This window comes from uncultured Aquimonas sp. (assembly GCF_937888285.1).
In the GTDB taxonomy this organism is placed as follows: domain Bacteria; phylum Pseudomonadota; class Gammaproteobacteria; order Xanthomonadales; family Xanthomonadaceae; genus Aquimonas.
Genome location: NZ_CALART010000067.1, coordinates 52,624 through 78,806 on the forward strand (window position 1 = coordinate 52,624; position 26,183 = coordinate 78,806).

Here is a 26,183-nt window from a genome sequence, read left to right on the forward strand (position 1 = left end):
GAGCCACGCCATGTCCCGCATCCATTTCGACAAGCGCCGCGATTTCCTCAAGGGCGCCGCCTGCATGGCCGCCTCCGGCGCGGCCTCCACCTTCGTGCCGCAGCTGTCCATGATGGGCACCGCGCTGGCCCAGGGCGCGCCTTCGGGCTACAAGGCCCTGGTCTGCATCTACCTGTCCGGCGGCAATGACTCCTGGAACCTGCTGATTCCCGGCGACAACACCACGAACATCCCGGTCAGCGGGCGAACCCCTCTCAGCGGGTTCAGTCCCACACCTTACGGCTGGTATGCCACCTCGCGCGGTGGCCTGTTCCAGGGCACCGCCGACCGGCTTGGCATCACCCGGCCGGGGGGGACCGATCCGGGCAATACCTTCCTGCCGCCGGCGCTGGGCATCCTGGGCAACCAATACGGCCTGAACCCCGCGGTGCCCGAGCTGCAGACCCTGTTCAACCAGGGGAAGCTGACCTTCATCGCGAATGTCGGCCCGCTCGTGGAGCCACTGCGGCGCCAGGGCTTCAACAGTTTCCGGCGCCCGCCGCAGCTGTACTCGCACAATGACCAGACCAGCCTGTGGATGATCGGCGGCGGCAACAACGCCAGCAATCCCAGCGGCTGGGGCGGCCGCATGGCGGGGCAGCTGCTGAACACGCCGCCCGCCAATGGCCTTGCGCCCTGCATTTCCATCTCGGGACAGACCCGCTTCCTCGTCGGCGAGTACCCCAGCGGGCAGAATCTGTTCCCCTACCGCATGTCGACCAGTGCAACCTCGCCTTCGGTGACCTTGAACAACTATTCGGGCGCCACCAATGCCGGCGACAAGCGTCGCGAGGTGCTGCAGGGGCTGCTCAACGAAACCTATCCGCAGGCCTTCACTGGCGCCTACAAGGACGTGCTCAACCGTTCGCTGAGCCTGGCCACGACCGTCAACCAGGCGATCACCGGGCTGTCGACGGGGGGCGCCAGCAGCCCCTATGCGGCATTCAACACCGCGGTCGCAGCGATTCCGAACACCGGTCTCGGGCAGCAGCTGCGTCAGGTGGCGCGAATGATCGCAGTCAGTCGTCTGTCGGGCGGCGCGATTGCTGCCAACCGGCAGGTGTTCTACGTCAGCACCGGCGGCTATGACACCCACGGCGGGCAGATTCCGAACGCGCGGCCCAACAACGGCGTATGGAACGGCCATCAGGGTCTGCTACAGCAGGTCGCCCAGGCCATGCTGCAATTCAACCTGGCCCTGGAGGCCCTGAACAATGTGTCGGGCTACAGCGGGGTGAAGAACGAGGTCGTCACCTTCACCATGAGCGAGTTCTCGCGCACCATCAACTCGAACGGCAACGGTACCGACCATGCCTGGGGCGCAGTGCAGATGGTGATGGCGGCGCCTTCTTCGCAGGGTGGCCCCTTGATCGGCAACCAGATCTACGGGCGCTATCCGCTGCAGCTGTTGAACCGCAGCTACACCGGAGCGCCGGACCTGCTGGGCGAGTGCTTCAACCGCGGCGAGTTCCTGCCGACCACGGCAGTCGACCAGATGTCGGCCACGCTGGCGCGCTGGATGGGCGTTAGCTCTGCGGACCTGCCGCTGCTGTTCCCGAATCTCGGCAGTTTCACCAACGGCGCGCATCCCAATGCCGCCGTCATGGCCTACAACACCCAGACCCTGCCTTTCCTCGCGGTCTGAACCCGTCCGGTCGGGGCGAATGAAAACGGCGCCGGGGCAACCCGGCGCCGTTTGCGTTCAGGACGGGAGGGTTTGCGCGCTCAGGGGCGCACGATGTCCTCGAAGCGGCCGATAAAGAGGCGCTCGCCGCCGAACGCGTCGGGCATCAGCGCGCCGCTGGCGATCCAGTCGTGCACCAGCGCCTGGAATTCGGCGCTGGCGCCGCCCCCGGGCGGCATGCGGCCACCAAAGGGCGGGAGATCGCAGTTCAGCTTGAGGAAGAGCGCGCTCGCCTGCGGTTCGAACGGACGGACGCGCAGGATCGCTGCGTTGCCCGTCGATGGGGTTCCGCGCTCGTCTGCGCCGATCAGGTTGAGTCGGGCGCTGGCCGTGCTCAGGCTCAGGCCAGCCTGGCTGCCGTGGCAGGTGGTGCACTGGTTCTTGACGAGGAAGGGGCGGATATCGCCCTCGAAGCTCACGTCGTAGCGGATCGGATGCTGCTCGGCGCTGAGCGGATCACAGTTGCCCAGCGTCTGCAGAGAGTCGCCAGCGGGCGCGCTGGGCCAGGCTTGCACCTGGGTGCCGACCAGACACAGGGACAGCAGAACGAGGCGTGGGATCTGCATGTAGAGCTCCGGAATGGCGCGCCCCGACGGGGCTGGGGGTCGAGGGGGGCTGGGTTCGAAGAGGGCTGGCGGGAAATACGCAAACCGCTCAGGGGTAGCTTGGGCTGGGCGCGCCGGGACGCGCCAGGTTGAACTGGCCCCGCGTCGATTCCATGGAGTCCCGGAAGACGGTGAGGCTGTAGGGATTACCGTCGACGTCGAAACCGCGTGCGCCCTGCTGGATCCAGTCGTAGACCAAGGCTCGCAGTCGGCGCGGCACGCGCGTCACCACGCCATCGTCCGGTGGCGGCATCAGCGGGTAGGTGTCCGGTGGCGTGCAGTTGAGCTGGGCATACAGCAGGCTGTTCTCCGGCTTTCCCGGATCGACCCGCAGCAGCTCCGGGTTGCGGAAGCTCACCGCGGAGACCAGCTGGTAGCCGGCGAACTGGGGATCGTCAAGGCGCAATTCGCCCATTGCGGTCTGGTTGTGGCAACCCACGCAGCCGCCGGCCAGCCAGACGTCATGGATGTCGATTGGCGCATCGGGTAGCCCGGTGCCGGGCAGGTCGTACTGCATGCCGTAGGTGATCGGCTCGTCCGAGAGATCCTCGCAGTTGCGGGAGACCGGTCCGACGTGCCCGCTGGCAGAGGCCCCGACATCGGAGGCGGGCCACCCCTGTGCCGCGGCCAACGGCAACAGAAGGGCAGTGGTGGCGATGAGGGAGGAGAAGAGGCGCATGGTGTTACGGAGTGTAACGCGGTCCGTGCATGCTGCCTGCGCGAGATTCGGGATTCTGTGATGCGCTGCGGTGTCCGGCAGCGGTAGCGCGATCGCCCCGGGGCGGGTGAGGAGTTCGGTCGCATCGGCGCCGTGGTCCGACAGTGGGCCTTGGATGGGATGGCGTTCCAGTACTCGCTTTTGCAATCCGAAGCTTGGCGAGCTCAGAACTTGCCCGGCCTCAGCACTTCCACGTCGGTCAGGAACAGGGTCAGCCCGAAATTCGCGCCGTACTCGGCCAGCACGTGGGCGGCGATGCGGTCCGCGACCTCGGCTTCGCAGATGACCTTCATTTCGATGCTGCGATCGGCTTCCCAGCTGCCCTCGCGGATGCCGCTGTGGCCGGCGCCGCGGACGTCGTAGACGGTATAGCCCTGTGCACCCAGGCGGCGCACATCGCGCGCCAGGGACTTCTCGAGGGCGGCTTCGGCAATGATCACCAGCAGCCGGCGCGGGTGTTTGGGCAGGGTCATGTCGGCGGGCCTCCGAGCCATTGCGCCAGCTTCAGGTACAGGGGAATTCCCACGATCACGTTGAACGGGAAGCTGATCCCCAGCGAGGCGGTGATCGAGAGCGCGGCGTTGGCTTCGGGCACGGCCATTCGCATTGCCGTGGGTGCGGCGATGTAGCTCGCGCTGGCAGCCAGGGTCGCGAACACTGCGATACCGCCGATCGAAAGCCCCAGCGCCTGGCCAGTCATGGCACCCAGCAGAGCCAGCAGGGGCGGAAAGCCGAGCCCGATCAGCAGCAGGCGCGGGCCGAAGGGGCCGATCTCGCGCAGGCGTCCGCCGGCGACCAGTCCGAGTTCAAGCAGGAACAGGGCGAGCACGCCGCGGAAGGGCTCGATGAAGACCGGCGCGATCGCGGCGCTGCCCTCGACGCCGGCGATCGCACCGATGCACAGGCCACCGGCCAGCAGCAGCACCGACTTGCCGAACAGCACCTCGTGGCCCAGCGCCGCCCAGCGCACGTCCTTGAGGCGCGCCATGCGCGCCAGCAGGATGCCGGCGACCAGCGCCGGCGCCTCCATCACTGCGACCCACAGCGCGGCGTGCGATTCGTAGGCCACCCCGGCGCGCTCCAGCGCGGCGGTGGCCACCGCGAAGGTGACGACGCTGACCGAGCCGTAGTGCGCAGCCAGTGAGGCGCTGTCGGCCTGGGCAAAGCGCAGCAGGCGCAGAGCGGGGAACAGCAGCAGCGGGATCGCGAAGCCGAGCGCCATCGTGGCGGCGACCTGCGGCAGCAGGGCGCCGAGCGAGTGCTTCGACAGCTCGATCCCGCCCTTCAGACCGATCGCCAGCAGCAGATAGATCGACAGCACCTCGTACACCGCTTCCGGCAGGCGCAGGTCGGACTTGGCCAGACGCGCGATCAGGCCGAGCAGGAAGAACAGGACGACGACATCGAACATGGGCGCGGATGCTGTCACGCGATGCCCTCCGCACGCCAGCGTCCGGCCGCCAGCGCCTACACTGCGCGGCTCCCGAACCGGAGACATCCATGCTGGAATCCATCGAGATCGAAACCGCTGCGCGGCCAACCCACAGCGTGATCTGGCTGCATGGCCTGGGCGCCGACGGGCACGACTTCGAGCCGATCGTGCCGGAGCTGCTGCGACCGGGCTGGCCACCGCTGCGCTTCGTGTTTCCGCATGCGCCGGTGCGGCCGATCACCTTGAACGGTGGCATGCGCATGCGCGGCTGGTACGACATCTACGGCTTGGAGCTGATGTCGGTCGAGGACGAAGCGGGAATCCTTGCCTCGGTGATGGAGGTGGAGCGGCTCATCGCCCGCGAGCGCCAGCGCGGTATCGACAGCCAGCGCATCCTGCTGGCCGGCTTCTCGCAGGGCGGTGCGGTCGCGCTGACGGCCGGGCTGACCCATCCCGAACGCCTGGCCGGCATCGTTGCGCTCTCGACCTATCTGCCGATCGCCGCGCGTACCGAAGCACGGCGTGCGCCGATCCAGGCGGGCCTGCCGGTGTTCATCGGCCACGGTGCCGTCGATCCGATCGTGCCGCAGGCGCTTGGCATGGCGGCCAGCCAGCGCCTGCAGGCCTGGGGCCATGCGGTCGAGTGGCACAGCTATGGCATGCCGCACAGCGTCTGCGCCGACGAGATCCGCGACCTGTCCGGGTGGATGGAGCGGCATCTGCTGGGCGAGCAGCGGTAGCAGCCGCAACCGCTGCCGCAGGCATACTTCCGCCGATGAACAGCACCCCGCCCCAGGACTGGCTGCCCGACTTCTGCCGTGTGCCCACCCTGTTCGTGGTGATGGTCGCGGCGCAGATCATCGTGTTGGCGGCAGTGCTGATGCCGGGCGCGGCCGGCGACCCTGCCGACGCGGGTGGGCGCGTGTTCGTGGCCAGTCTGTTCGCGCAGTGGCTGGCCCTGCTGGCCAGCGTGCTGCTGTGCAAGGCGCGGCCGCTGGTGCTGCGGCTGCGGCCGCTGTCGCTGTCGATCCTCGCCGGCTGGGCGCTGCCGACGCTGGCCACCTTCGCTGGCGCCGGAGCGGTCCACCAGCTCGACGTCACGCTCAAGCTCGGCCTGACCGTGCCGGTGGGACACGGTCTGCAGTTCGCCCTGTCCTGCGCGGCGGTCGCCGGCCTGCTGAACGCTGCCCTGCTGCGCTACTTCTACGTGCAGCAGCTGTGGCAGGCGCAGGTACAGGCCAGTGCGCAGGCCGAGGTGCGGGCGCTGCAGGCGCGCATTCGCCCGCATTTCCTGTTCAACAGCCTGAACAGCATCATCAGCCTGGTCCGACGCGATCCGGCCACGGCCGAGCGCGCGATCGAGGACCTCTCGGAAGTCTTCCGCGCGGCGCTTGGCGCCGGGCAGGGCGACTGGACGCTGGCCGAGGAGCTCGACCTGATCGAACGCTACCTCGGCATCGAGCGCCTGCGCCTGGGTGATCGACTGCAGCTGCGGATGGAAATCGACCCTGACCTGCCGCGCGAGCAGCGCCTGCCGCGGCTGCTGCTGCAGCCGCTGGTCGAGAACGCGATCCTGCACGGCATCGCTCGCCTGCCTGCCGGCGGCGAGGTCCGCATGGAGCTGCGCCGTGCGGATGGCGGCGTCTGCGTCGAGATCGGCAACCCCTGTCCCGCGCAGGCCTCCGAGCCTGGCAACCGGCACGCGCTCGCCAGCATCGAGCAGCGCCTCCAGCACTATTTCGGCGCGACCGCCTGGATGACCGTGGTCCCGTCCCCCGACTACTATGCGGTGACCCTATGGATGCCTCGCACCCCCGTGCCGCCGTCCTCGACGTCCTGATCGTCGACGACGAACCCCTCGCCCGACAGCGCCTGCAGGACCTGCTGGCCGACATCGGTGGCGTGCGCGTGGTCGGCGAGGCCGCGGACGGCCGCGAGGCGATTGAGGCCTGCGAGCGACTGTCGCCCGACGTACTCCTGCTCGATATCGCCATGCCGACCATGGACGGGCTGGAGGCCGCACGGCATCTCGCCGCCTCGGCGTCCGCGCCGGCGGTGATTTTCTGCACCGCCTACGATGAGCATGCGCTGGCTGCCTTCGAGGCCCGCGCCATCGATTACCTGCTGAAACCGGTGCGCGCGGAGCGCCTGGCTGCCGCGCTGGAGCGCGCCCGCGCGCTGGGCCGCGCGCGCTCCCATGAGCGCCTGCAGGCGCTGCCGAAGTCGCAGGCGCGCACGCATCTGTGCGCGCGCCTGCGCGGCAGCCTGCGCCTGATCCCGGTCGTGGATGTGCTCTACCTGCAGGCCGAGGAGAAGTACGTGGTGGTCCACCACACCGGCGGCGCCGATCTGATCGAGGATTCCCTGAAGGCGCTGGAGCTGGAATTCCCGGAGCGTTTCCTGCGTATCCACCGCAACTGCCTGGTCGCCCGCAGCGAGCTCCGGGAGCTGCGCCGCGGCAACGACGGCCAGGTGCACGCCCTGCTCAAGCGCAGTGCCGATGCGCTGGAGATCAGCCGACGCTGCCTGCCCCAGATCCGTCAACTGTTGAAGCATCTATGACCCGAACCCTGCGGATCGCCACCCGCAAGAGCGCGCTGGCGCTGTGGCAGACCGAACACGTCGCCGATCGCCTGCGCGCGCTGCATCCCGGCATCAGCGTGCAGCTCGTGCCGCTGTCGACGCGCGGCGATGAAGTGCTCGACCGCTCGCTCGCCGCCATCGGCGGCAAGGGCCTGTTCCTGAAGGAGCTTGAAGAGGCCATGCTGCGCGGCGAGGCCGATCTCGCGGTGCACTCGCTGAAGGACGTGCCGATGGCGCTGGAAGGGCCCTTCGTGCTGCCGGCGGTGCTGGAACGCGCCAATCCGTTCGACGCCTTCGTGAGCAATACCCATGACGATGTCGCGGCACTGCCGGAGGGCGCTCGCGTCGGCACCTCTTCGCTGCGCCGGCGCGCCCAGCTGAAAGCGCTGCGGCCGGACCTCGACATCGTCGACCTGCGAGGCAATGTCAACACCCGCCTGGCCAAGCTCGACGCCGGCGACTACGCCGCCATCGTGCTGGCCTGCGCGGGGCTGGAACGACTGGGCTTTCACGCGCGCATCCGCGCCACGCTTGCCCCGCCGGCCGTGCTGCCGGCGGCCTCTCAGGGCGCGATCGCGATCGAGTGTCGCGCGGATGCGACCGACGTGCAGGCGCTGCTGGCACCGCTGGACCATGCGCCTACGCGTCGTTGTGTCGACGCCGAGCGGGCGATGAACCTCGCGCTGGGTGGAAGCTGCCATGCGGCGATTGCGGCGTACTGCATCGAGCAGGGCGGTGCGCTGCGCCTGCGCGGCTGGGTCGGCGATGCCCGTAGCGGCGAGGGCATCGCCGTGGATCTCGCAGGACCGACCGAGGCCCCGCAAACGCTGGGCACGCAGGCTGCGGATGCGCTGCGCGCGCGCGGCGCCGTGCGTCTGCTGGCGTCGGCATGAGTCTGCCGACGCCGCTTCTGGCGAACATCGGGCGCGCGCAAACAGGGCGGCCCGCGAAGCGCGAGGCTTGGCGGGCCGCAGGGTGTCGCGTGGCCTGTGGCGCAAGGATCAGCGGAAGGCGTACACGAGATTGATCGTGGTCAGCAGGTCGGTGCTCTTGGTGCCGGGCGAGGTCTCGCTGTTGTAGCGGGCCTGCAGTCCGGCCTTCAGCGCCAGGGTTTCGGTCATCGACACGGCCACGCCGAAGTCGTTCTGGGCGAAGGTGTTGTCCTCGCCGCTCTCGACCAGCAGCAGGTTGGTCAGCGTGGTGGTTTCGGTCAGCACCTGGCGGTAGTCCAGCACGCCGCGCAGGATGCCGCTGCTCTCGGTCTCGCCGGTGGCAGCCAGCTTGGCGCGACGGTAGCCGGGGCCGATTTCCGCATGCAGATGGCCGTTGTCATTGCTGTAGAGGTTGTAGCCGAAGCCGATCGAGACGGTGCTCTGGCTCTCGTAGGTGCCGAAGTCGTCGCGCTCATGGCGCAGCGCGCTGATCCACGAGGCGCGCTCATTCATCTTGAAGGCGCTGGAGGCGTTCGCGGCCCAGCGGTTGGCGGTGGTCTCCAGCAGGGTTTCCGGGACGCCGTCACCGTCGAAGTCGCCGCGGATCTCGCCCTTGGCGCGCAGCATGCTGGCGCCGAACACATGCTTCCAGCGATCGTCCTCGTTGACGAAGTCGAGCTTGGCGTTGAGGTTTTCCGAGCGCGCGTTGCCGCGCGCGGCGGCGAGGCCGAATTCGCCGGTGCCGGTCCAGCCCTGCGCGGTGGACAGTTGGGGCAGGGCGCTGGCGAGCACGGTGGTCAGGATCAGGAGCTTGCGCATGGGGAGCCTCGTTGGGCGAAAGGTGAAGACGGGATGGGCGGCGCGCAGACTGTTGGCGCGCGCTTGAATTGCAGGTGAACCCGGCGCCTCACAGGGGCCAGAACACCGGGATGAACACGACGGCGATGATCCAGAACAGCAGGTTCAGCGGCACGCCGATCTTGACGAAGTCGATGAAGCGGTAGCCGCCCGCGCTGTAGACCATCGTATTGGTCTGGTAGCCGACCGGGGTGGCGAATGCGGTGGACGCAGCGAAGGCCACGGCGACCACGAAGGGGGTCGGGCTTGCGTCGATACTGTGCGCCGCGGCAATCGCCACCGGCGTCAGCAGCACCGCCGACGCGTTGTTGCTCATGAATTCGGTGAGCACGGCGGTGAGGAGATAGATGACCGCCAGCAGCGCAATCGGCCCCCAACCGCCCACGACGTCCAGGGTGCGATCCGCCAGGAAAGCGGCGGCACCGCTGCTCTGCAGCGCGATCCCGAGCGGCAGTACACCCGCCAGCAGCATGATCACCCGCCAGTCGATCGACTCGTACAGCTCCTTCGATTCAAGGCAGCGGAACACCACCAGCGCGATGCAACCAAGGATGGAAGAGGCCACGATCGGCAGCCATTCCAGCGTCGCCGCGGCGACCACCGCGGCCATGATCGCCAGCGCGATCCAGGCGCGTCGGCTGGACGCGGGGCCCTCTTCGCGCTCGGTGAGGACAACGACATTGGGATTCGCCCGCAGGTGCTGCATCTCGCTGGGGCTGGTGATCATCAGCAGGATGTCGCCGACGGTCAGCTCGACATCGCGGAGCTTTTCGCGCAGCACTTCGCCGCGACGATGGATGGCGAGCACGGTGGCGTTGTAGTGCCAGTTGAATTCCAGCGTGCGCAGGGTCTGGCCGATGAAACGCGAGCCGGGTGCGACCATCACTTCGGTCAGCACCTGGTTGTCATCGCGGAACTGCTCGTCGCGCAGCTTGAACTCGGGCTCCAGCTCGAGTCGGGCGCTGTCCTTCAGGCTGGAGAGACGGCTCCAGTCGCCGCGGGCCAGCAGAATGTCGCCTTCCTGCAGCTTCTGCGCGCGGGGCGACCAGATCTTCTCCTCGCCGCGCAGCAGCTCCAGCACGAACACGCTGTGGCGCTCGCCGAGCTTCGCATCGGCCACGCTCTTGCCAATCAGCGGCGAGCCGGGCATCACCCGCAGCTCGGCGATGTATTTACCGAGCTCGTAGTTCTCGGTCAGCTGCGGGGTGCGACGGTCGGGAAGCAGCAGCTGGCTGGCAATGGTGGTGTAGACCAGTCCGACGGCCATGGTGATCAGGCCCAGCGGGGCGAACTCGAACAGGGTGAAGCCGGGCAGGCCGGCATCTTTGGCCAGCGAGTTCACCAGCAGGTTGGTGGAGGTGCCGATCAGGGTGCAGACGCCGCCCATCTGGGCAGCGTAGGACATGGGAATCAGCACCTTCGAGGCCGAGAAGCGGTTGGCGGCTGCCACGCCGAGCACGATCGGCAGGAACACCGCCAGCGCCGCCGTGTTGTTGACGAAGGCCGACATGGCGCCCAGCGAAGTCATGACCGCGAGCGTGAACAGCCAGGTCTGCCGGATGCGGGCGAACGCGGCGCCGACCGCGCGCAGGGCGCCGGTGCGTGTAAGGCCGGTGCTCAGCACGAACATGGCGGCCACGGTGATCGTGGCCTCGCTGCTGAAGCCGCTGAGTGCCTGCGCCGGGCTCACCAGGCCGAGGATCAACAGGCTGGCCAGCACGATCATCGCCACCACGTCGACCGGCAGGCGCTCGGTGATGAACAGGATCACCGCTCCGGCCAGCACCAGCAGCGTCAGTAGTCCCTCAATGCCCATGCAGGCCCTCTGATGCGAATAGTTGCGGCTGTGGACGCGAGCGCGCAGGAATGGAGGGGGCGCCAGCGGCCCCGGAGGGCGACAGGATTCGACTTTGGTCTGGGGTGGCCCTCGCGGCACCCGGCCGGCCGCGATTGTAGTGGCGGCGCGTCCCGCGCCGCAGCGTTGTCGTGCAGACCGTCGCCATGAGGCGGCAGGCGACTATCCGTCGTCCGATGGCAGAGCGTGACGAAGCTCGCGCTGGGCGCGCCATGCGCCTGCGTATCCCAGCCTTTGGCCCCTTTGCCCTTGCGTCCAAACGGTTTACCCTGCGGGGCTGGCCATCGGTGGCATTGCTCGGTTCGAGACGATCGTGCTGCCGCTGCATCACCTCCCCGCTGTCGGGGCCGACGTTCCCGTCGCCCCGTGTTTTCCAGGAGCCGTACATGCATCGCAAGCTGATTCCCCTGGCAGTCGCCGCCCTCATGCTGACCGCCTGCGGCTCGCAGGACGCCCCGCCCGCGCAGACCGCCGCCAGCGCTTCGTCCGCGGCGCAGTCGCAGTCCTCGGCACCGGCGCCGGCACCGGCCCCGCAGTTCGATACCGCGATCAGCGGCGAACTGGTCGTCGATGGCCTCACCGAGCTGCCCCCAGGTTTCCAGCTTTCGATCCGCCTGCTCGACCTCAGCGATCCCTCGCAGGTGCCGCCGGTCGTCGCCGAGCTTGCACAGCCTGCGCCGTCGCTGTTGCCGCACCGCTTCTCGCTCCCCTATGACGCCTCGAAGATCGTCGCGACTGGCCGCTATGGCGTGCTGGCAGCGCTGACTGTCGAGGGTCTGCCGCTGTACTCCAGCGCCGCCCCGCAGCCGGTGCTGACGGAAGGCAATGGCGACCGCGTATCGCTGAGCCTGGTGCGCGGTGGCGCACAGGCCGACACGCAGATCGCCCCCACCGAGAAGATGAAGCAGGACTTCGGCGCGATCGAACGCGCCATCGGCGGCCTCACCCGCATTGCCGGCGAGCGCATCACCGACGATGTGACCGTGGGTTGGGACGCCTTCACCGCCGAGGGTCGAGTGCGTTTCGCGCGCGAGCAGGTCGACTTCGGCGATGCCGGTACCGCGTCGCTGAAGTACGCGTTCCAGGGCGACCGGCCATGGGTGATCGTCCGCGAGCAGCGCGGTCGCACCACCTGGCTGGGCTGGAACGAGGCCGGCGAGTTGATCCTCAACGAAGGGCCGAACGGCCCGATCGAGGCCGCCGAGGCTGAGCGCCTGCGTGAAGGTGCTGCCGAAGTGATGGCCCTGGCGAAGCAGCGCGCCGGCTGACCTGCCCGGGCAACCCCCGCAGAACCCCGCGCCTGGCGCGGGGTTCTGCGTTTGCGGCACCGGATTTCACTCAGGATTGGCGCCGTCTGCGCGCGCCGACGGGCAGTCTCGCCGCATGCGCAAGCGAGCCCTCGATGTTGCTGGAACAGGCGCCGAGGCCTATCATCCGCGGGCTCTGGGCGACAGCTTGGGCCTGCCAGCGGTTGCTGGGGGGCGACGATGATCGAGACCGTGCACGTCGAGGGCGATGGCGCCATCCAGCGCTGGGTACTGAAGCCCAACCGCTCGCTCGATCATCGCCAAGCCAAGCGCTTCTTCGCGCTCGTCATCGCGACCGCCGTGGCCGTCACCGGCTACAGCTGGTCGCAGGGCAACGTGTTCGCGCCGGCATTCGCAGTGCTCGAGCTGAGCGTGCTGGCGACGGTGTTCTGGATAGTCTGGCGGCGCGCGGAGCGCGCCGAGGTGATTTCGATCAACGCCGATCGCGTCTCGGTGAGCCGCGTGCCGGAGCTCATCGAAGCGCTGTCCGAGCCGCCCCAGTGGGTGCGGCTCGAAGCCCTGGAAGGGCAGTTGTACCTCTCCTGTCGCGGACGCCGCGTGGGCGTGGGGCGGTTCCTCGGCGAAGCCGAGCGGGAGCGCCTCGCGAAGGATCTGGAGCACGGCCTGCGATCGGCGCGTGCGCAAGCGGTTTACAGGTTTACCGAAGACTCAAGGTGATGCTGATGAAGCGTGTCCACTGGAGCCAACTGGGAATGGGCGTCTGCGCCCTGCTGTTCTCGGCCCTGGCCTTCGCCAATCCCGAGCGCTGGCAGCTCAACATGACCACCGGCGTGACCGACACCGCAGGCGAGGTCTACCGGCTGCACATGATCACGCTGTGGATCTGCGTGGTGATCGGCATCATCGTGTTCGGCGCCATGACCGTGGCGATGATCAAGTTCCGCAAGTCCAAGGGCGCCAAGGCCGAGGGCTGGAGCCACAACACCACCGCCGAGATCATCTGGACGGTGATCCCGGTGCTGATCCTGGTTGCGGTCGCCTGGCCGGCGACCAAGACCATGTTCCGCATGGAGGACACCACCGGTTCCGAGATGACGGTGAAGATCACCGGCTACCAGTGGATGTGGCGCTACGAAATCGTCAACTACAAGGGCCAGCCGGGCAACGTGAACTTCGTCAGCCGCATCGACCGCGGCAGCGATACCGTTCGCCAGCTGGGCTCGGGCAAGACGCCGGACACCGTCACCGATGCCGAAGGCAACAACATCTACCTGCTCGATGTCGACAAGCCGCTGGTGCTGCCGACCGACACCAAGATCCGCTTCGTGATCACTGCCGACGACGTCATCCACAGCTGGTGGGTGCCGGTGTTCGGCTGGAAGCAGGACGCCATCCCGGGCGTCGTCAACGAGAACTGGACCCGCATCAACGCGCCGGGCATCTACCGCGGCCAGTGCGCCGAGCTCTGCGGCAAGGACCATGGCTTCATGCCGATCGTGGTCAAGGCGGTGACTCCGGCCGAGTTCGAGAGCTGGCTGGCGGCCGAGCAGGCCGGTAACGACGCCGCCCGCGTGGCTGGCGCCAACCCCGCAGCGGCTCCGGCCGTCGCGGCGCAGTTTTGAGTTGGAGGCAGGACACCATGGCAACTTCGACCGCAGCCCACCACGACGAGCACCACGACCATAAGCCGACCGGCTTCATGCAGCGCTGGGTGCTGACCACCAACCACAAGGACATCGGCACCCTCTACCTGGTGTTCTCGCTGGTGATGTTCCTGATCGGCGGCGCGATGGCGCTGGTGATCCGTGCCGAGCTGTTCCAGCCCGGCCTGCAGCTGGTGCATCCGGAATTCTTCAACCAGATGACCACCATGCACGCGCTGGTGATGATCTTCGGCGCGGTCATGCCGGCCTTCGTGGGCCTGGCCAACTGGATGATCCCGCTGCAGATCGGCGCGCCGGACATGGCGCTGCCGCGCATGAACAACTGGTCCTTCTGGATCATGCCGTTCGCCTTCACCCTGCTGCTGATGCCGCTGATCCTGCAGCTGTTCTTCGGCATCGGCGGCGGCGGCCCGGCCGGCGGCTGGACCCTGTACCCGCCGCTGTCGCTGCAGGGCGGCAACAGCACGGCCTTCACCATCTTCGCCATCCACCTGATGGGCATCAGCTCGATCATGGGCGCGATCAACATCATCGCCACCGTGCTCAACATGCGCGCCCCGGGCGTGGACCTGCTCAAGATGCCGGTGTTCGTGTGGACCTGGCTGATCACCGCCTTCCTGCTGATCGCGGTGATGCCGGTGCTGGCCGGCGCGGTCACCATGCTGCTGACCGACAAGTTCTTCGAAACCAGCTTCTTCAACGCCGCCGGCGGCGGTGACCCGGTGATGTACCAGCACATCTTCTGGTTCTTCGGGCACCCCGAGGTCTACATCATGATCCTGCCGGCCTTCGGCATCGTGTCGGAGATCATCCCGACCTTCGCCCGCAAGCCGCTGTTCGGCTACCAGGCCATGGTGTACGCCACCGCGTCGATCGCCTTCCTGTCGTTCATCGTCTGGGCCCACCACATGTTCACCGTGGGCATGCCGCTCGGCGGCGAGCTGTACTTCATGTACGCCACGATGCTGATCGCCATCCCCACCGGCGTGAAGGTCTTCAACTGGGTCACCACCATGTGGCGCGGCTCGCTGACCTTCGAGACCCCGATGCTGTTCGCCCTGGGCTTCGTGGTGATGTTCACCATCGGCGGCTTCTCGGGCCTGATGCTGGCCATCGTCCCGGCCGACTTCCAGTACCACGACACCTACTTCGTGGTGGCGCACTTCCACTACGTGCTGGTGACGGGCGCGGTCTACTCGATCATGGCCGCGGCCTATTACTGGCTGCCCAAGTGGACCGGCCACATGTACAACGAGACGCTGGGCAAGTGGCACTTCTGGCTGTCGACGATCTTCGTCAACCTGCTGTTCTTCCCGCAGCACTTCCTGGGTCTGGCCGGCATGCCGCGCCGCATCCCGGATTACAACGTGGCGTTCGCCGACTTCAACATGATCAGTTCGATCGGCGGCTTCGGCTTCGGCCTGTCGCAGCTGATCTTCGTCTACATCGTGTGGAGCTGTGCACGCGGTGGCGCCAAGGCCACGGCCGGCGTGTGGGAAGGCGCGAAGGGCCTGGAATGGACCGTGCCGAGCCCGGCCCCGCACCACACCTTCACCACCCCGCCGGTGATCGACGACAGCAAGCTGGCTCACGGCAACGTCGCCCACTGATGCCGGACAGGCGCGCGTGGGTCGAGGGCGTGCGCCCTCGACCCACGCCGTAGCGGCCATCGAGAAGCACACCATGAAGCGTCCCAACGCCCCCACCGAAGCCAGCCCGCAGCAGCGCGTCGCGGCGCGCCGTACGGCCCTGGCCATGGGCCTGATCGCGCTGGCCGTCTACGTCACCTTCGTCCTGTCGGGCGTGATCGGGCGATGAGCGCCGAGGTTTCAAGCCGCAGCGAGAGCCGCAAGGTGCTGGGCCGGGCTTTGCTCGCCTGTGCCTGCACTTTTCTGTTCGCCTTCTCGCTGGTGCCGTTGTACCGCATTGCCTGCGAGAAGGTGTTCGGCATAACCCTGGAGCGCACGCCGACCGGCGAGACCGTGGTGGCGAGCTACGAGGTCGACACCAGCCGCACCATCACCGTCGAGTTCGATGCCGGGGTGAACTCGCGCCTCAACTGGGCCTTCCGCTCGGACCAGTTCCAGATGCAGGTGCACCCGGGTCAGATGTACGAGGCCATGTTTCATGCCCGCAACATGGACAGTACGCCCATCGTCGGCCAGGCGGTGCCCAGCGTCGCGCCCTCGCGCGCCTCGATCTTCTTCAACAAGACCGAGTGCTTCTGCTTCACCGAGCAGCTGCTGCACCCCGGTGAGGAGCGTCCGATGCCGGTGCGCTTCGTGATCGACCCCGCGCTGCCGCGCGAAATCACCACGCTCACCCTGTCCTACACCTTCTTCAACAACGAGCACGCCACCGCCCGCATGGCGGCCAGCGGCATGCACTGAACCGCCTCGGTCCGCCGCATCCGGCGGGCTGCTTGCTAGACTTTCAACTTTCGTTCACCGGGGAAGCTCCATGGCACACGCCCACGACGACGCCAACGTCTATTACGTTCCACACAGCAGCCCCTGGCCGATCGTCGGCGCCATCGGCCTGTTCACCACCATGCTCGGCGTGGCCAGCTGGATGGACGGCGCTGCCTGGGGCATGTGGGTGTTCTACGCGGGCCTCGCGGTCACCCTGTTCATGCTGAGCGGCTGGTTCGCCGACCAGATCAACGAGTCGGTGGGCGGCAAGTACAACTCGCAGGTCGACCGCAGCTTCCGCATGGGCATGCTGTGGTTCATCTTCTCGGAAGTGATGTTCTTCGCGGCCTTCTTCGGCGCGCTGTTCTACGCGCGCATGTTCTCGGTGCCGTGGCTGGGCGGCGAGGGCGCCGGAGCGGCCACGCACGAGTTCCTCTGGAGCGGCTTCGACGCCGCTTGGCCGACCAATGGCCCCAACGAGCTCAATGGCGCCTTCCAGACCATTCCAGCCTGGGGCATTCCGCTGCTGAACACCCTGCTGCTGCTGGCTTCGGGCATCACCCTGACCATCGCCCACCACGCGCTGAAGGCCGGTGAGCGCGGCAAGATCCTGTTCTGGCTGGCGGCCACCGTCGTGCTGGGCGCGATTTTCATGTACTTCCAGATCTACGAGTACGCGCACGCCTACGGCGACCTGAACCTGAAGCTGAGCTCCGGCATCTACGGTTCCACCTTCTTCATGCTCACCGGCTTCCACGGCATGCATGTGACGCTGGGCGCGATCATGCTGGCGGTGATGTGGTTCCGCGTGGCCAAGGGCCATTTCACCAAGGACAACCACTTCGCCTTCGAGGCGGTGGCCTGGTACTGGCACTTCGTCGACGTGGTCTGGCTGATCCTGTTCCTGTTCGTCTACGTGCTGTAAGGCGCGGGGCGCAGGTCGCAAACGCAGCGGGGCCGGCAAGCTGCCGGCCCCGCTGCGTTTCGGACGCTGCAGGCCGTACTGGCCTGCGGCAGCGACCGACTCAGCCGCCGATGCCGTGCGGCTTGATGATGCCGGTGCCGATGCCGATCAGCACCAGCACGATCAGCAGCACCGACAGGCCGATCCGTCGGGTCAGCGCGTTCACCGTGCGGTGCGTGCTGCCCTTGTCGGAAATCATGTAGTACAGCCCCGCGCCGAGGTTGTAGAGGATGAGCGCGAGGAACCCGATGATCAGCAGCTTTTCCATGGCCAGCACCTGAGCAATGACAGTGCCAAGTATCTCACCCGTCGCATGCAGGTCGGCGTGAGCACCTCCTCGATCAAACGCTATCTGCTGGCCTCGGCAGGCCTGCTGCTTGCGCTCGGCTTCGCGAGCCTGTCGAGCTGGCAATTCGGTCGCGCCGGACAGAAGCAGGCCTGGCTCGACCAGGTCGAAGCCGCGCGCCAAGCCGCGCCGCAAGCGCTGGCCGCCGCGCTGGCGGCCCCGGAAAGCGCCGGAGTACCGATGGCGGTGCGCGGCGAAATCGAGCTGCGCGCAAACCCACGCCTGCTGCTCGACAACCAGCAGCGCGAGGGCAGGGTGGGTCTGCGCGAGTACGCCCTGGTCCGCGCGGTCGGAGGCGATGAGCGCTGGTTTCTCGCCGATCTCGGCTGGCTGCCGATCGCGGCGGACCGCCGCCTGCCGGCGCTTGAAGAACTGCCGGCGCGCCTCGACGCGCAGGGCCTGCTGGCCGCGCTGCCGGGACAGGGCCTGAGGCTCGCCCCCAATCCGGTCGCAACCGGCCCGGTGGCGCTGCTCAACTACCTCGATGTCGACGAGCTTTCGCAGCAGACCGGCCTGCGCCTGCTGCCCAGGCTGCTGCGTCTCGATCCCGCGCTGCCGATCGGCCATGCGCGCGATCTGGACGTTCTGCCCAATACACTGCCGCCCGAAAAGCATCGCGGCTACGCCTTGCAGTGGGCTGGCCTCGCCCTGGCGGCGCTGGTGACCACACTTCTTCTTTTCTTCCGGAGTCGCGCATGACACCGCAGCAACGCTCGCGGCTGGTCCTGATCATTATCGTGTTGCTGTTCGGCGCGCCCTTCGTCACGGCTGTGGTGCTGCGCTTCGGTGGCTGGCAGCCCGGCCAGACCCGCAACTACGGCAGCCTCGTGCAGCCGCCGCAGGACTGGTCGGCGATGCCGCTTAAGAGCATCGACGGCGCCGCCTACCCCTGGGATCCGGAAGCCCGCCGCTGGCACCTGCTGCTGCTGCCGCCCGCGCCCTGCGACAGCCAATGCCTTGCGCAGGCCGAGGTGATCCACAAGGTCTGGATCTCGGAAGGTCGCCGCGCCGACAAGCTCGACGTGCTGTGGCCGGGCCGCTGGCCGGACGGTCTCGAGCGCTTCGGCGGTCTGCGCGAGATCGAACTGCCGCCGGCCCTGCGCAGCCAGGTGCCGGTGGATGCCGTCGCCGGCACCGGCATGGCGGCGGCGCTGATCGACCACAACGGTTTCCTCGTCGTGACCTATGCCGCCGGCTTCGAGCCCAACCGCATGCGTCGCGACCTCGATCGACTGGTGAAGTGATGATCCATCCCAAGTTCAACAAGCTCGCCTGGATCACCCTGGCGCTGGCGATCTGCGTGATCGGTTTTGGTGCCTACGTACGGCTTTCGCATGCCGGCCTGGGCTGCCCCGACTGGCCGGTCTGCTACGGCAAGCTGACCTGGCCCAAGCACGACGTCCACATCGCTGCGGCCAACGAGGCCTTCCCCGAGCGCCCGGTCGAAGTGCCCAAAGCCTGGAAGGAGCAGGTCCACCGCCACATCGCGGCCATCCTCGGCCTGCTGGTGCTGGGCCTCGCCCTGCTCGCCACGCGCTCGCGCCCGCACGCCTGGAAGATCCTGCTGTCCTCGTGTGCGCTGATCCTCGGCGCGATCTTCCTCTACGTGCGCGAGCACTACGTGGCCTCGTCGGTCGTCGTGATCGTCGCCGAGGCCGCGCTCATGGCCAGCGCCTGGCGCTGGTCGAACTCCGACATGGCGCGGGTGGCCACCTTCACCCTGGGCTTCATCATCTTCCAGGCCATGCTCGGCCTGTGGACGGTGACCTGGCTGCTGAAACCCATCGTGGTGATGGCGCATCTGCTGGGCGGCATGACGATGTTCTGTCTGCTGACCTGGATGGCGCTGCGCTCCTCGACCAACGCCGCGATCCCGCAGCCGCCGACCCTGCGCATCCGCCCGCTGCTGTGGATCGGTGTGGCGGTGGTGGGCGTGCAGATCGCGCTGGGCGGCTGGGTCTCGGCCAACTATGCCGCGCTGGCCTGCGGCACCGACTTCCCGACCTGCCTGGGCCAGTGGTGGCCGCAGATGGACTTCGCGGAAGCCGCCGTGCTCTGGCGCGGAATCGGCGTCGACTACGAAGGGGGTTTGCTTGACCCCGAAGCGCGCACGGCGATCCAGATGATGCATCGCCTGTTCGCGCTGGTCGTCGTCGGCTATCTGGTCTGGCTGGCCCGCAGGCTGAACGCGGAAGGCTTGCCGACCTACGGCTGGGGCCTGCTGATGGTGCTGGGCCTGCAGGTGCTGCTGGGCATCACCAATGTCGTTGCCGGCCTGCCGCTGCCGGTGGCCACCGCCCACAACGTCGTGGCCGCCCTGCTGCTGTTCCTGCTGGTGGGCCTGCTCGCCCGCCTGCGGCCGCAGACCGCCTGAGCCAGCCGCCCGAGCGCCGCGATGCGGCCTCGGGCCGCCCCTTCGACGACCTCCACGAACCGCTGATCCCACCCGGCCCGGAACCGCCTCGGCTTGCAGCCAGGGCGCCCGGGCCTCAGGCTTTGCATCGCATGACTTCCGCTTTCCGCCAGTACTGGCCGCTGACCAAGCCCAAGGTCGTGGCCCTGATCGTGTTCACCGCCTTCGTCGGCATGCTGCTGGCCGTGCCCGGCCTGCCGCCCTGGAACGCGCTGATCTTCGGCAACCTCGGCATCTGGCTGGCGGCGGCCTCGGCGGCGGCGATCAACCATCTGATCGACCAGCGCATCGATGCGGTGATGGCTCGCACCCAGCACCGCCCGCTGCCCTCGGGCGAACTGGTGGGCTGGCAGGTGCTGGCCTTCGCGCTGGCCCTCGGCGCGGCTTCGATGCTGGTGCTGGTGCTGTTCGTCAACGTGCTGACCGCCCTGCTGACCTTCGCTTCGCTGATCGGCTATGCGGTGGTCTATACGGCCTATCTCAAGCGCGCGACGCCGCAGAACATCGTGATCGGTGGAGCCGCCGGCGCGGCGCCGCCGGTGCTGGGCTGGGCCGCGGCCACGGGTGAGGTGCACCCCTATGCCCTGCTGCTGTTCCTGATCATCTTCATCTGGACGCCGCCGCACTTCTGGGCGCTGGCGATCTTCCGCCGCGACGACTATGCCCGCGCCGGCGTGCCCATGCTGCCGGTCACCCACGGCGTCGAGTACACGCGGGTGCAGGTGCTGCTCTACACCCTGCTGCTGATCGCCGCCACGCTCCTGCCCTGGGTCACCGGCATGAGCGGCAGCTTCTACCTGGGCGGCGCCCTGGTGCTGAACGCGGTCTTCCTCTACTACGCCCTGCGCCTGCTGAACCCGCCGTCGGAGCGCTTCGCGATGGAGGTGTTCAACTACTCCATCCTCTACCTGATGGCGCTGTTCGCCTTCCTGCTGGTGGACCACTACCTCGACACCGGCCCCACGATCGCCAACGCGCTGTACTTCGAGCCGGTGGCTTAGAGGCCGGGATTGGTGATTCGGAATTCGGGAGCAAAGAGGCGCGCTTACGGACCACCGGTCCGTGCGCCGATGGGCGCCCGAGCGCTGCGTGCGAGGGCCGGGATTCGCCGGACAGCCTGAGGGGCAATCACTTCGCTTCGCGGCACACTCCGTAGTCTTGCCCGTCAATGAAAGGCGAACAGGAGTCGATCCATGTCCGATGCCGGTACAACACCCACCTGGAATCAGGTCCTGATCTGGGCCCGTCGCGGCAATCCGCCGCCGCCGCGGCGGCTGGAGCTGAGTGAGGGGGACTGGCGCGTGCGGCTCACGCCCGAGCAGTTCCGGGTGCTGCGTCTGCACGGCACCGAGCGCGCCTTCTCTTCCGGTATGTGCAGCCTGTTCGAGCCCGGCCGCTACGCCTGCGCCGGCTGCGGCACCCTGCTGTTCGACGCCACGACAAAGTTCGAGAGCCATTCCGGATGGCCCAGTTTCACTGCGCCGGTGGTCGAGGGCGTGGTCGCCTATGTCGAAGACCTGAGCCACGGTATGCATCGGATCGAGACCCTGTGCGCCGTCTGCGATGGCCATCTGGGCCACGTCTTTCCCGATGGCCCGCCACCCACCGGCCTGCGCTACTGCATCAACGCCGTCGCCCTGCAGAAGGAGCACGCATGAGCACCACCATGACCGAAACCGCGATCCTCGCGGGCGGCTGCTTCTGGGGCATGCAGGAGCTGATCCGCGCGTTGCCCGGGGTGATCCGCACCCGCGTCGGCTACACCGGCGGCGATGTGGCGAACGCGACCTACCGCAATCACGGCACCCACGCCGAGGGCATCGAGATCGTGTTCGATCCGACGGTCTTCAGCTATCGCCAGCTGCTGGAGTTCTTCTTCCAGATCCACGACCCGACCACGCTCAATCGCCAGGGCAATGACCGCGGCCTGTCCTACCGCTCGGGCATCTATCCGCTGGATGCGCGCCAGCAGCAGATCGCGCTGGAGACCATCGCCGCCGTCGACGCCTCCGGCCGCTGGCCGGGCAAGGTGGTCACCGAAGTCAAACCCGCCGGCCCCTTCTGGGAGGCCGAGCCCGAGCACCAGGACTACCTGCAGAAGTATCCGAGCGGCTACACCTGCCACTGGGTGCGGCCGCAGTGGGTGCTGCCCTGATCCGCGACCCCGGGCGGACGAGATCGTGAGGGCGTTCGCAGCTCGGGGCTTGTGGTGGGTGCGGATCAGGATCAGACTGGCGAACAAGTCCAAATCGAGACTCACGCCATGGCGCCTGCCGATGCAACACGCCCAAGCCGAATCGTCGAGGCGCGCCCTGCGCCCGCACCGGCGCACTCGACAGACGATCTCGCTGGACCCGGCCTGCGCACCTTCTTCAACATCGCCCAGCGCTGGGGTCTGGACACACGGCAGGAGCAGGTGCTGCTCGGCTCGCCGGCGCGCTCGACCTTCTTCCGCTGGAAGCGCGGCGACATCGGCATCGTCCCGCATGATCTGATCGAGCGCCTGAGCTATCTGCTGGGCATCTACAAGGCGCTGCAGGTGCTGCTGCCGGTGCCCGAGCGTGCCGACGCCTGGGTCAAGCGGCCAAACAGCACCTCGCCCTTCGGCGGGCAGACCCCACTGGAGCACATGCTGGGCGGGCAGGTGGTCGACCTCTACCGCGTGCGCCAGTACCTCGACGCCGAGCGCGGCGGATGAGGCGCAGCGATCCTGCGACTCCGCCCTTGGCAGCAGTGGTCTGGCGACCCAGCCATCGCATCGTGCCTTCGATTTTTCCGCCGCGCGGGCTGTTCGATGCCGTGGCCGATCCCGCCGACCTCGACGCTGTGTTCGCGCTCGAAGCCCTGACCAACGATCGTCTGCGCGAGCAGCTCGGCCATCTGCGCCGCATCCCGCCCGAGCGACGGGTCAGCGGGCCGGGCACCACGCCGGTGATGAGTGCTTTCACCCATGTCCACCCCGACGGCGGGCGCTTCTCCACGGCGAAGTTCGGCGCCTACTACGCGGCGCGCGAGCTGCCCACCGCCATCGCCGAAACGGTCTACCACCGCGAGCGCTTCCTGCGCGCCTCGAAGGAGCCGCCGATCGACCTGCAGATGCGCAGCTACCAGGGCAATGTCCGAGCCGACCTGCACGACGTGCGCGGCGGCGACTGGCCGCGCCTGCACGACCCGCACAGCTATGCCATCAGCCAGGCCTTCGCCACCCGCCTGCGCGACAAGGGCAGCGAGGGCATCGTCTTCGACAGCGTGCGCAAGCCCGGCGGCCAATGCGTGGCCCTGTTCTACCCCGACCTGATCGGCCCGGTGAAGCAGGGGCCGCATCTGCTCTACCGCTGGGATGGCGCGCGGATCGAGGCCTTCGTCGCGGCCGCCTGAGCAGCGGACCCCGGCGCGCCTGGATTCGCTGACGATCTGGAGCCGGTAGGGTGATGGCATAGCCGGCGCGGCCCGGTCACCGAGGTCTCGCCCACGCCGTTCACGCTTGCCGACGATGACCCACCCATCCGCATCCGTGCGTTCGACGGGTTTGTGGCAGGCGACAGCGGCGGGCTGATCATGCTCGCAGGCCTTCGGGTGAGAGACGCCCCGCGCCACCTGCTTGCGCGGTGATTCTGGTGGGTAGAGTCAAGCACCTGAGCGCGCGAGGCCGTTTCTGCGGCTCAGGCTCCATCCCTTCGAGTCTGGCGAGTGCCTGCAGCGCGGTTCCTCGGGGGCTGTCCCGAGTCGCTGGCGCAGCGTGCAGTTCGGCGCGCTCAGGCCCCGGGCAGGCTGTACTCGAAGTCGTAGAAGTGCACGCCGTCCTCGATGCGAATGCCCATGCGTCCGCGCAGGCCGGCGAGTTCGCCATCCGCCGAGTCGGGAATCACCTCGATCGAGAGCTGGCGCGTCGCGCCCCACATCAGTCCGTTGTGCTGCAGCACGAAGCTGCCGCTGCGGCCGTCCAAGGTGCCGCGCACGCGCTCGATCGCCACATAGCCCGCCGAGCCGGCGATCGTGGCCTGGTGCGCCGTCATCAGACCCTTGGCTTCGGCCGTCAGCGCGCCTTCGTAGCGCTTGTCCAATCGGAAACGTGCGATGCCCTCGGCATCGAACTCGCCGGGTTCGGGCGTCATCTTCACTTCGAAACGGCCGCTGATCGTTTGCATCTCGGAATCCTTGAGGGAGAGGTCGGCAGCGCGTGCCGGCATCGCTGCGCCGGCGCACAGCATCACGGCCAGGGCGGAGGCGCGCATGGCGAAGCGGAAGGCATCGTTGCCGATGGAAGTGCGCAGGCATTCGAGCTGTCGCATGATGATCGTCCGGGGCAGGGCGCGCAGCGCGCGGGGCAGGGCAGGGGTGCAGCGGGGCCATTCCAACAGAGCCGTGCGTGACGCGCTTGAACAAACGCGACAGCCCGCGGAGGGCTCGGGCCTGCGGCCCGTGCGCGGCGTTGCCACACCGCTTCCGTCGGGCGAGTTCGCCCATCTGCGGCGTGCGCCTTCTGCTGCCCTGCAGCCCTTTGTCGAGCATCTCTGGTGCGTGCAGTGGCGACTGCCTGCAGGCGCCGCGCAGCGCGTTGCCACCGTGCCGCACCCCTGTGTGCACTGGACCTTCGAAGCCGGTGCCTGCACGCTCACCGGGCCGCATACGCGCCTGTGGCAGCGCGAGCTGGCCCCGCAGGGCCAGGTGCTGGGCATCAAGTTCCGTCCCGAAGGCTTCCGCGCCTATTGGGGTGCACCAGTCTCCGGCCTGCGCGATCTCATACAGCCCGCCAAGGAACTGCCGGCACTGGCCTTCGCGCATGACCTTGGCCAGCGCCTGTTCGGCGAACTCGCGGGCGAGAGCCTGGACACGCGCTTCGACGCGATCGAAGAGACCCTTGAACAGGCGCTACCCCTGCGAGCGCAGGAGCCACTGCAGCTCGCCGCCCTCATCGACACCGCACGCGACGATCGCGACCTGCTGCGCGCCGATGCCTGGGCGGAACGCGCCGGGCTCAGCCTGCGCCAGCTGCAGCGCCTGCTGGCGGACTGGGTTGGCGTGAGCCCCAAGTGGATCCTCGCCCGCTATCGCCTGCACGAAGCCCTGCATCGACTCCAGCAGCAGCCCGCGCCGCGGCTGGCCGACCTGGCTGCCGACACCGGCTACGCCGACGCCGCCCACTTCAGCCGCAGCTTCCGCGGCGTGCTGGGCGTAAGCCCGCAGCAGTACGCGCGGCTGTGGCTGAGCTGAGCATCGCGCTGCCTTCGCGTCGAGCGCGGCCGCTCGACGCTGCGAATGCAGCCCCGCTTGAAGCCCCTCTCCATCGCGGGAGAGGAATTGGGCAGCGGGTGCAGCATCCCTCAAGGTTCCGCGCGAGCCTCAGCCTCAAGCCCCTCTCCCCTCGCGGGAAGCGTAGGAGAGCGCTTGTCGGCTGCCGGCGGCAGCCGACGCTCTCCGAAGCCCGAGCGAAGCGAAGGCAGGTTGGGGAGAGGGGGGAACCCGACGCTGACTGCGCCAGTCGCGAGTCGATGTCTCACTTCGGCGCCAGACGAATCGCCCCATCGACCCGGATCACCGAACCGTTCATGTAGCTGTTCTGCAGGACAAAGGCGACTGAATCCGCGAACTCGTCCGGCCGACCCAGTCTTGAGGGGAAGGGGACCTGCGCACACAGCGACGCATACACCTGCTCCGGCATGCCATCGACCATCGGCGTGTGGAACACGCCCGGCGCCACTGTCATCACGCGGATGCCGACGCGGGCGAACTCGCGCGCCATCGGCAGGGTCATGCCCACCACACCGCCCTTGCTGGCCGAGTAGGCGGCCTGGCCGATCTGGCCCTCGTAGGCGGCGATCGAGGCGGTGTTGATGATCACCCCGCGCTCGCCTTCGGCATTCGGCTCATTGCCCTGCATCAGCGCCGCCGCGGCCTTGGCCACATTGAAGCTGCCGATCAGATTCACCCGCACCGTTGTCTCGAACTGCGACAGCGGCATCGGACCGTCCTTGCCCAGCACGCGGCCGGCGCCAAGGATGCCGGCGCAGTTGATCGCCGCATTCAGCCCGCCCAAGGCCTCGCGCGCCGCCGCCACTTGGGTGCTGATGTCGGCCTCGTTGCTGACATCGGCGCGGAAGAAGTGCGCACCCAGTTCGGCGGCCGCGGTTTGCCCGCGCTCTTCGCTCAAATCGAACAGCGCCAGCTTGGCGCCCTTGGCCGCGAGATGGCGCGCCGCGGCAAGGCCGAGACCACTGGCGCCACCGGTGACGATGGCGCGGACTTCATTGAGCTGCATGGGGTTTCCTCGTGGGTGGAAAGGGCGCAGATTGTAGGCGGGGTAGTCTACGAGTGTCTGATTGCTGCCAACGGTTTGCTCTGCCACTTGCTTTCAGTTGTCTTGCCACCCAGTTCCCTTGGACCCGCTCATCCCGGATTTGTGTAAGTCCG

General features: G+C 67.9%; 30 protein-coding genes. 21 read left to right on the forward strand and 9 right to left on the reverse strand.

Features of this window, described 5'->3' with window-relative positions:
* Positions 1–10 precede the first annotated feature (10 nt).
* Positions 11–1,684, forward strand: a complete 1,674-nt coding sequence (locus tag Q0654_RS13650; protein ID WP_298854699.1) for a DUF1501 domain-containing protein — start codon at positions 11–13, stop codon at positions 1,682–1,684.
* An 80-nt stretch (positions 1,685–1,764) separates the two neighbouring features.
* On the opposite strand, the gene Q0654_RS13655 is transcribed toward Q0654_RS13650, so the two are convergent.
* The 4 genes from Q0654_RS13655 to Q0654_RS13670 form a co-directional block, all read right to left on the reverse strand.
* The gene (locus tag Q0654_RS13655; RefSeq protein WP_298854701.1) at positions 1,765–2,289 is read right to left on the reverse strand and encodes a hypothetical protein; all 525 of its coding nucleotides are present in this window, start codon (positions 2,287–2,289) and stop codon (positions 1,765–1,767) included.
* 88 nt (positions 2,290–2,377) lie between these two features.
* Positions 2,378–3,007: a c-type cytochrome domain-containing protein gene (locus Q0654_RS13660; RefSeq protein ID WP_298854703.1), complete on the reverse strand. Its 630-nt coding sequence runs from the start codon at positions 3,005–3,007 to the stop codon at positions 2,378–2,380.
* Between the two features lie 203 nt (positions 3,008–3,210).
* The gene (locus Q0654_RS13665) at positions 3,211–3,519 is read right to left on the reverse strand and encodes a hypothetical protein (protein ID WP_298854705.1); all 309 of its coding nucleotides are present in this window, start codon (positions 3,517–3,519) and stop codon (positions 3,211–3,213) included.
* Positions 3,516–4,457, reverse strand: a complete 942-nt coding sequence (locus Q0654_RS13670; protein ID WP_298854707.1) for a sodium-dependent bicarbonate transport family permease — start codon at positions 4,455–4,457, stop codon at positions 3,516–3,518. The genes Q0654_RS13665 and Q0654_RS13670 overlap by 4 nt, the downstream gene beginning before the upstream one ends.
* Before the next feature lie 89 nt (positions 4,458–4,546).
* On the opposite strand from Q0654_RS13670, the gene Q0654_RS13675 reads away from it, so the two are divergent.
* The 4 genes from Q0654_RS13675 to hemC are packed head-to-tail and all read left to right on the forward strand — an operon-like array spanning position 4,547 to position 7,954.
* Positions 4,547–5,218, forward strand: a complete 672-nt coding sequence (locus Q0654_RS13675; protein ID WP_298854709.1) for an alpha/beta hydrolase-fold protein — start codon at positions 4,547–4,549, stop codon at positions 5,216–5,218.
* Between the two features lie 35 nt (positions 5,219–5,253).
* Positions 5,254–6,318 (forward strand): histidine kinase, encoded by a 1,065-nt coding sequence (locus Q0654_RS13680; RefSeq protein ID WP_298854711.1) that lies wholly within the window; start codon positions 5,254–5,256, stop codon positions 6,316–6,318.
* Positions 6,276–7,040 carry a LytTR family DNA-binding domain-containing protein gene (locus tag Q0654_RS13685; RefSeq protein WP_298854713.1) on the forward strand — a complete coding sequence of 255 codons (765 nt, stop codon included), beginning with the start codon at positions 6,276–6,278 and terminating at the stop codon, positions 7,038–7,040. Before Q0654_RS13680 ends, Q0654_RS13685 begins: the two co-directional genes overlap by 43 nt.
* Positions 7,037–7,954: a hydroxymethylbilane synthase gene (gene hemC, locus Q0654_RS13690; protein ID WP_298854715.1), complete on the forward strand. Its 918-nt coding sequence runs from the start codon at positions 7,037–7,039 to the stop codon at positions 7,952–7,954. Before Q0654_RS13685 ends, hemC begins: the two co-directional genes overlap by 4 nt.
* A gap of 108 nt (positions 7,955–8,062) precedes the next feature.
* On the opposite strand, the gene Q0654_RS13695 is transcribed toward hemC, so the two are convergent.
* The gene (locus Q0654_RS13695; RefSeq protein ID WP_298854717.1) at positions 8,063–8,812 is read right to left on the reverse strand and encodes a DUF481 domain-containing protein; all 750 of its coding nucleotides are present in this window, start codon (positions 8,810–8,812) and stop codon (positions 8,063–8,065) included.
* Positions 8,813–8,900: 88 nt separating this feature from the next.
* Complete coding sequence (locus Q0654_RS13700) at positions 8,901–10,667, reverse strand: SLC13 family permease (RefSeq protein ID WP_298854719.1); 1,767 nt, start codon at positions 10,665–10,667, stop codon at positions 8,901–8,903.
* A 425-nt stretch (positions 10,668–11,092) separates the two neighbouring features.
* Between Q0654_RS13700 and Q0654_RS13705 the strand changes: the two genes are divergently transcribed.
* The 7 genes from Q0654_RS13705 to Q0654_RS13735 all read left to right on the forward strand — a co-directional run bounded on the left by Q0654_RS13705 (position 11,093) and on the right by Q0654_RS13735 (position 16,974).
* Entirely contained in the window at positions 11,093–11,974 is an 882-nt protein-coding gene (locus tag Q0654_RS13705) for a YbaY family lipoprotein (RefSeq protein WP_298854721.1), read from the forward strand.
* Positions 11,975–12,205: 231 nt separating this feature from the next.
* Positions 12,206–12,691, forward strand: a complete 486-nt coding sequence (locus Q0654_RS13710) for a DUF2244 domain-containing protein (protein WP_298854723.1) — start codon at positions 12,206–12,208, stop codon at positions 12,689–12,691.
* A 5-nt stretch (positions 12,692–12,696) separates the two neighbouring features.
* Complete coding sequence (gene coxB / locus Q0654_RS13715; protein WP_298854725.1) at positions 12,697–13,596, forward strand: cytochrome c oxidase subunit II; 900 nt, start codon at positions 12,697–12,699, stop codon at positions 13,594–13,596.
* A gap of 17 nt (positions 13,597–13,613) precedes the next feature.
* The gene (gene ctaD, locus Q0654_RS13720) at positions 13,614–15,248 is read left to right on the forward strand and encodes a cytochrome c oxidase subunit I (RefSeq protein WP_298854727.1); all 1,635 of its coding nucleotides are present in this window, start codon (positions 13,614–13,616) and stop codon (positions 15,246–15,248) included.
* Between the two features lie 73 nt (positions 15,249–15,321).
* Positions 15,322–15,456 carry a hypothetical protein gene (locus tag Q0654_RS13725; RefSeq protein WP_298854728.1) on the forward strand — a complete coding sequence of 45 codons (135 nt, stop codon included), beginning with the start codon at positions 15,322–15,324 and terminating at the stop codon, positions 15,454–15,456.
* Positions 15,453–16,028, forward strand: a complete 576-nt coding sequence (locus Q0654_RS13730) for a cytochrome c oxidase assembly protein (RefSeq protein WP_298854730.1) — start codon at positions 15,453–15,455, stop codon at positions 16,026–16,028. Before Q0654_RS13725 ends, Q0654_RS13730 begins: the two co-directional genes overlap by 4 nt.
* Before the next feature lie 70 nt (positions 16,029–16,098).
* Complete coding sequence (locus tag Q0654_RS13735; protein WP_298854734.1) at positions 16,099–16,974, forward strand: cytochrome c oxidase subunit 3; 876 nt, start codon at positions 16,099–16,101, stop codon at positions 16,972–16,974.
* Between the two features lie 100 nt (positions 16,975–17,074).
* Here Q0654_RS13735 and Q0654_RS13740 read toward each other — a convergent pair whose 3' ends face one another.
* Positions 17,075–17,281 carry a twin transmembrane helix small protein gene (locus Q0654_RS13740; RefSeq protein ID WP_298854735.1) on the reverse strand — a complete coding sequence of 69 codons (207 nt, stop codon included), beginning with the start codon at positions 17,279–17,281 and terminating at the stop codon, positions 17,075–17,077.
* Positions 17,282–17,338: 57 nt separating this feature from the next.
* Between Q0654_RS13740 and Q0654_RS13745 the strand changes: the two genes are divergently transcribed.
* The 8 genes from Q0654_RS13745 to Q0654_RS13780 all read left to right on the forward strand — a co-directional run bounded on the left by Q0654_RS13745 (position 17,339) and on the right by Q0654_RS13780 (position 23,150).
* Positions 17,339–18,058, forward strand: coding sequence for an SURF1 family protein (locus Q0654_RS13745; protein WP_298854737.1), 720 nt, complete (start codon positions 17,339–17,341; stop codon positions 18,056–18,058).
* Positions 18,055–18,603, forward strand: coding sequence for a hypothetical protein (locus tag Q0654_RS13750; protein WP_298854739.1), 549 nt, complete (start codon positions 18,055–18,057; stop codon positions 18,601–18,603). The genes Q0654_RS13745 and Q0654_RS13750 overlap by 4 nt, the downstream gene beginning before the upstream one ends.
* Positions 18,603–19,733, forward strand: coding sequence for a COX15/CtaA family protein (locus Q0654_RS13755; protein ID WP_298854741.1), 1,131 nt, complete (start codon positions 18,603–18,605; stop codon positions 19,731–19,733). Before Q0654_RS13750 ends, Q0654_RS13755 begins: the two co-directional genes overlap by 1 nt.
* A gap of 131 nt (positions 19,734–19,864) precedes the next feature.
* Complete coding sequence (cyoE, locus tag Q0654_RS13760) at positions 19,865–20,773, forward strand: heme o synthase (protein WP_298854742.1); 909 nt, start codon at positions 19,865–19,867, stop codon at positions 20,771–20,773.
* A gap of 192 nt (positions 20,774–20,965) precedes the next feature.
* The gene (gene msrB / locus Q0654_RS13765; protein ID WP_298854744.1) at positions 20,966–21,430 is read left to right on the forward strand and encodes a peptide-methionine (R)-S-oxide reductase MsrB; all 465 of its coding nucleotides are present in this window, start codon (positions 20,966–20,968) and stop codon (positions 21,428–21,430) included.
* An 8-nt stretch (positions 21,431–21,438) separates the two neighbouring features.
* Positions 21,439–21,927 carry a peptide-methionine (S)-S-oxide reductase MsrA gene (msrA, locus tag Q0654_RS13770; RefSeq protein ID WP_298854760.1) on the forward strand — a complete coding sequence of 163 codons (489 nt, stop codon included), beginning with the start codon at positions 21,439–21,441 and terminating at the stop codon, positions 21,925–21,927.
* 108 nt (positions 21,928–22,035) lie between these two features.
* Positions 22,036–22,470, forward strand: coding sequence for an MbcA/ParS/Xre antitoxin family protein (locus Q0654_RS13775; protein WP_298854746.1), 435 nt, complete (start codon positions 22,036–22,038; stop codon positions 22,468–22,470).
* Positions 22,471–22,532: 62 nt separating this feature from the next.
* A complete protein-coding gene (locus tag Q0654_RS13780) occupies positions 22,533–23,150 on the forward strand; it encodes an RES family NAD+ phosphorylase (RefSeq protein ID WP_298854748.1) in 618 nt (205 codons plus the stop codon).
* A gap of 377 nt (positions 23,151–23,527) precedes the next feature.
* Here Q0654_RS13780 and Q0654_RS13785 read toward each other — a convergent pair whose 3' ends face one another.
* A complete protein-coding gene (locus Q0654_RS13785; RefSeq protein ID WP_298854750.1) occupies positions 23,528–24,064 on the reverse strand; it encodes a DUF3224 domain-containing protein in 537 nt (178 codons plus the stop codon).
* 73 nt (positions 24,065–24,137) lie between these two features.
* On the opposite strand from Q0654_RS13785, the gene Q0654_RS13790 reads away from it, so the two are divergent.
* Entirely contained in the window at positions 24,138–24,986 is an 849-nt protein-coding gene (locus Q0654_RS13790; RefSeq protein WP_298854752.1) for a helix-turn-helix domain-containing protein, read from the forward strand.
* 283 nt (positions 24,987–25,269) lie between these two features.
* On the opposite strand, the gene Q0654_RS13795 is transcribed toward Q0654_RS13790, so the two are convergent.
* Positions 25,270–26,031: an SDR family NAD(P)-dependent oxidoreductase gene (locus Q0654_RS13795; protein WP_298854754.1), complete on the reverse strand. Its 762-nt coding sequence runs from the start codon at positions 26,029–26,031 to the stop codon at positions 25,270–25,272.
* Between the last annotated feature and the right edge of the window lie 152 nt (positions 26,032–26,183).

What these genes read in the sequence shown, in the direction of transcription:
- Q0654_RS13650 (WP_298854699.1), top strand. Translation starts at nt 11, where the DNA reads ATGTCCCGCATCCATTTCGACAAGCGCCGCGATTTCCTCAAGGGCGCC.
- Q0654_RS13655 (WP_298854701.1), bottom strand. Translation starts at nt 2,289, where the DNA reads ATGCAGATCCCACGCCTCGTTCTGCTGTCCCTGTGTCTGGTCGGCACC.
- Q0654_RS13660 (WP_298854703.1), bottom strand. Translation starts at nt 3,007, where the DNA reads ATGCGCCTCTTCTCCTCCCTCATCGCCACCACTGCCCTTCTGTTGCCG.
- Q0654_RS13665 (WP_298854705.1), bottom strand. Translation starts at nt 3,519, where the DNA reads ATGACCCTGCCCAAACACCCGCGCCGGCTGCTGGTGATCATTGCCGAA.
- Q0654_RS13670 (WP_298854707.1), bottom strand. Translation starts at nt 4,457, where the DNA reads ATGTTCGATGTCGTCGTCCTGTTCTTCCTGCTCGGCCTGATCGCGCGT.
- Q0654_RS13675 (WP_298854709.1), top strand. Translation starts at nt 4,547, where the DNA reads ATGCTGGAATCCATCGAGATCGAAACCGCTGCGCGGCCAACCCACAGC.
- Q0654_RS13680 (WP_298854711.1), top strand. Translation starts at nt 5,254, where the DNA reads ATGAACAGCACCCCGCCCCAGGACTGGCTGCCCGACTTCTGCCGTGTG.
- Q0654_RS13685 (WP_298854713.1), top strand. Translation starts at nt 6,276, where the DNA reads ATGGATGCCTCGCACCCCCGTGCCGCCGTCCTCGACGTCCTGATCGTC.
- hemC (WP_298854715.1), top strand. Translation starts at nt 7,037, where the DNA reads ATGACCCGAACCCTGCGGATCGCCACCCGCAAGAGCGCGCTGGCGCTG.
- Q0654_RS13695 (WP_298854717.1), bottom strand. Translation starts at nt 8,812, where the DNA reads ATGCGCAAGCTCCTGATCCTGACCACCGTGCTCGCCAGCGCCCTGCCC.
- Q0654_RS13700 (WP_298854719.1), bottom strand. Translation starts at nt 10,667, where the DNA reads ATGGGCATTGAGGGACTACTGACGCTGCTGGTGCTGGCCGGAGCGGTG.
- Q0654_RS13705 (WP_298854721.1), top strand. Translation starts at nt 11,093, where the DNA reads ATGCATCGCAAGCTGATTCCCCTGGCAGTCGCCGCCCTCATGCTGACC.
- coxB (WP_298854725.1), top strand. Translation starts at nt 12,697, where the DNA reads ATGAAGCGTGTCCACTGGAGCCAACTGGGAATGGGCGTCTGCGCCCTG.
- ctaD (WP_298854727.1), top strand. Translation starts at nt 13,614, where the DNA reads ATGGCAACTTCGACCGCAGCCCACCACGACGAGCACCACGACCATAAG.
- Q0654_RS13725 (WP_298854728.1), top strand. Translation starts at nt 15,322, where the DNA reads ATGAAGCGTCCCAACGCCCCCACCGAAGCCAGCCCGCAGCAGCGCGTC.
- Q0654_RS13730 (WP_298854730.1), top strand. Translation starts at nt 15,453, where the DNA reads ATGAGCGCCGAGGTTTCAAGCCGCAGCGAGAGCCGCAAGGTGCTGGGC.
- Q0654_RS13735 (WP_298854734.1), top strand. Translation starts at nt 16,099, where the DNA reads ATGGCACACGCCCACGACGACGCCAACGTCTATTACGTTCCACACAGC.
- Q0654_RS13740 (WP_298854735.1), bottom strand. Translation starts at nt 17,281, where the DNA reads ATGGAAAAGCTGCTGATCATCGGGTTCCTCGCGCTCATCCTCTACAAC.
- Q0654_RS13750 (WP_298854739.1), top strand. Translation starts at nt 18,055, where the DNA reads ATGACACCGCAGCAACGCTCGCGGCTGGTCCTGATCATTATCGTGTTG.
- Q0654_RS13755 (WP_298854741.1), top strand. Translation starts at nt 18,603, where the DNA reads ATGATCCATCCCAAGTTCAACAAGCTCGCCTGGATCACCCTGGCGCTG.
- cyoE (WP_298854742.1), top strand. Translation starts at nt 19,865, where the DNA reads ATGACTTCCGCTTTCCGCCAGTACTGGCCGCTGACCAAGCCCAAGGTC.
- msrB (WP_298854744.1), top strand. Translation starts at nt 20,966, where the DNA reads ATGTCCGATGCCGGTACAACACCCACCTGGAATCAGGTCCTGATCTGG.
- msrA (WP_298854760.1), top strand. Translation starts at nt 21,439, where the DNA reads ATGACCGAAACCGCGATCCTCGCGGGCGGCTGCTTCTGGGGCATGCAG.
- Q0654_RS13775 (WP_298854746.1), top strand. Translation starts at nt 22,036, where the DNA reads ATGGCGCCTGCCGATGCAACACGCCCAAGCCGAATCGTCGAGGCGCGC.
- Q0654_RS13785 (WP_298854750.1), bottom strand. Translation starts at nt 24,064, where the DNA reads ATGCGACAGCTCGAATGCCTGCGCACTTCCATCGGCAACGATGCCTTC.
- Q0654_RS13795 (WP_298854754.1), bottom strand. Translation starts at nt 26,031, where the DNA reads ATGCAGCTCAATGAAGTCCGCGCCATCGTCACCGGTGGCGCCAGTGGT.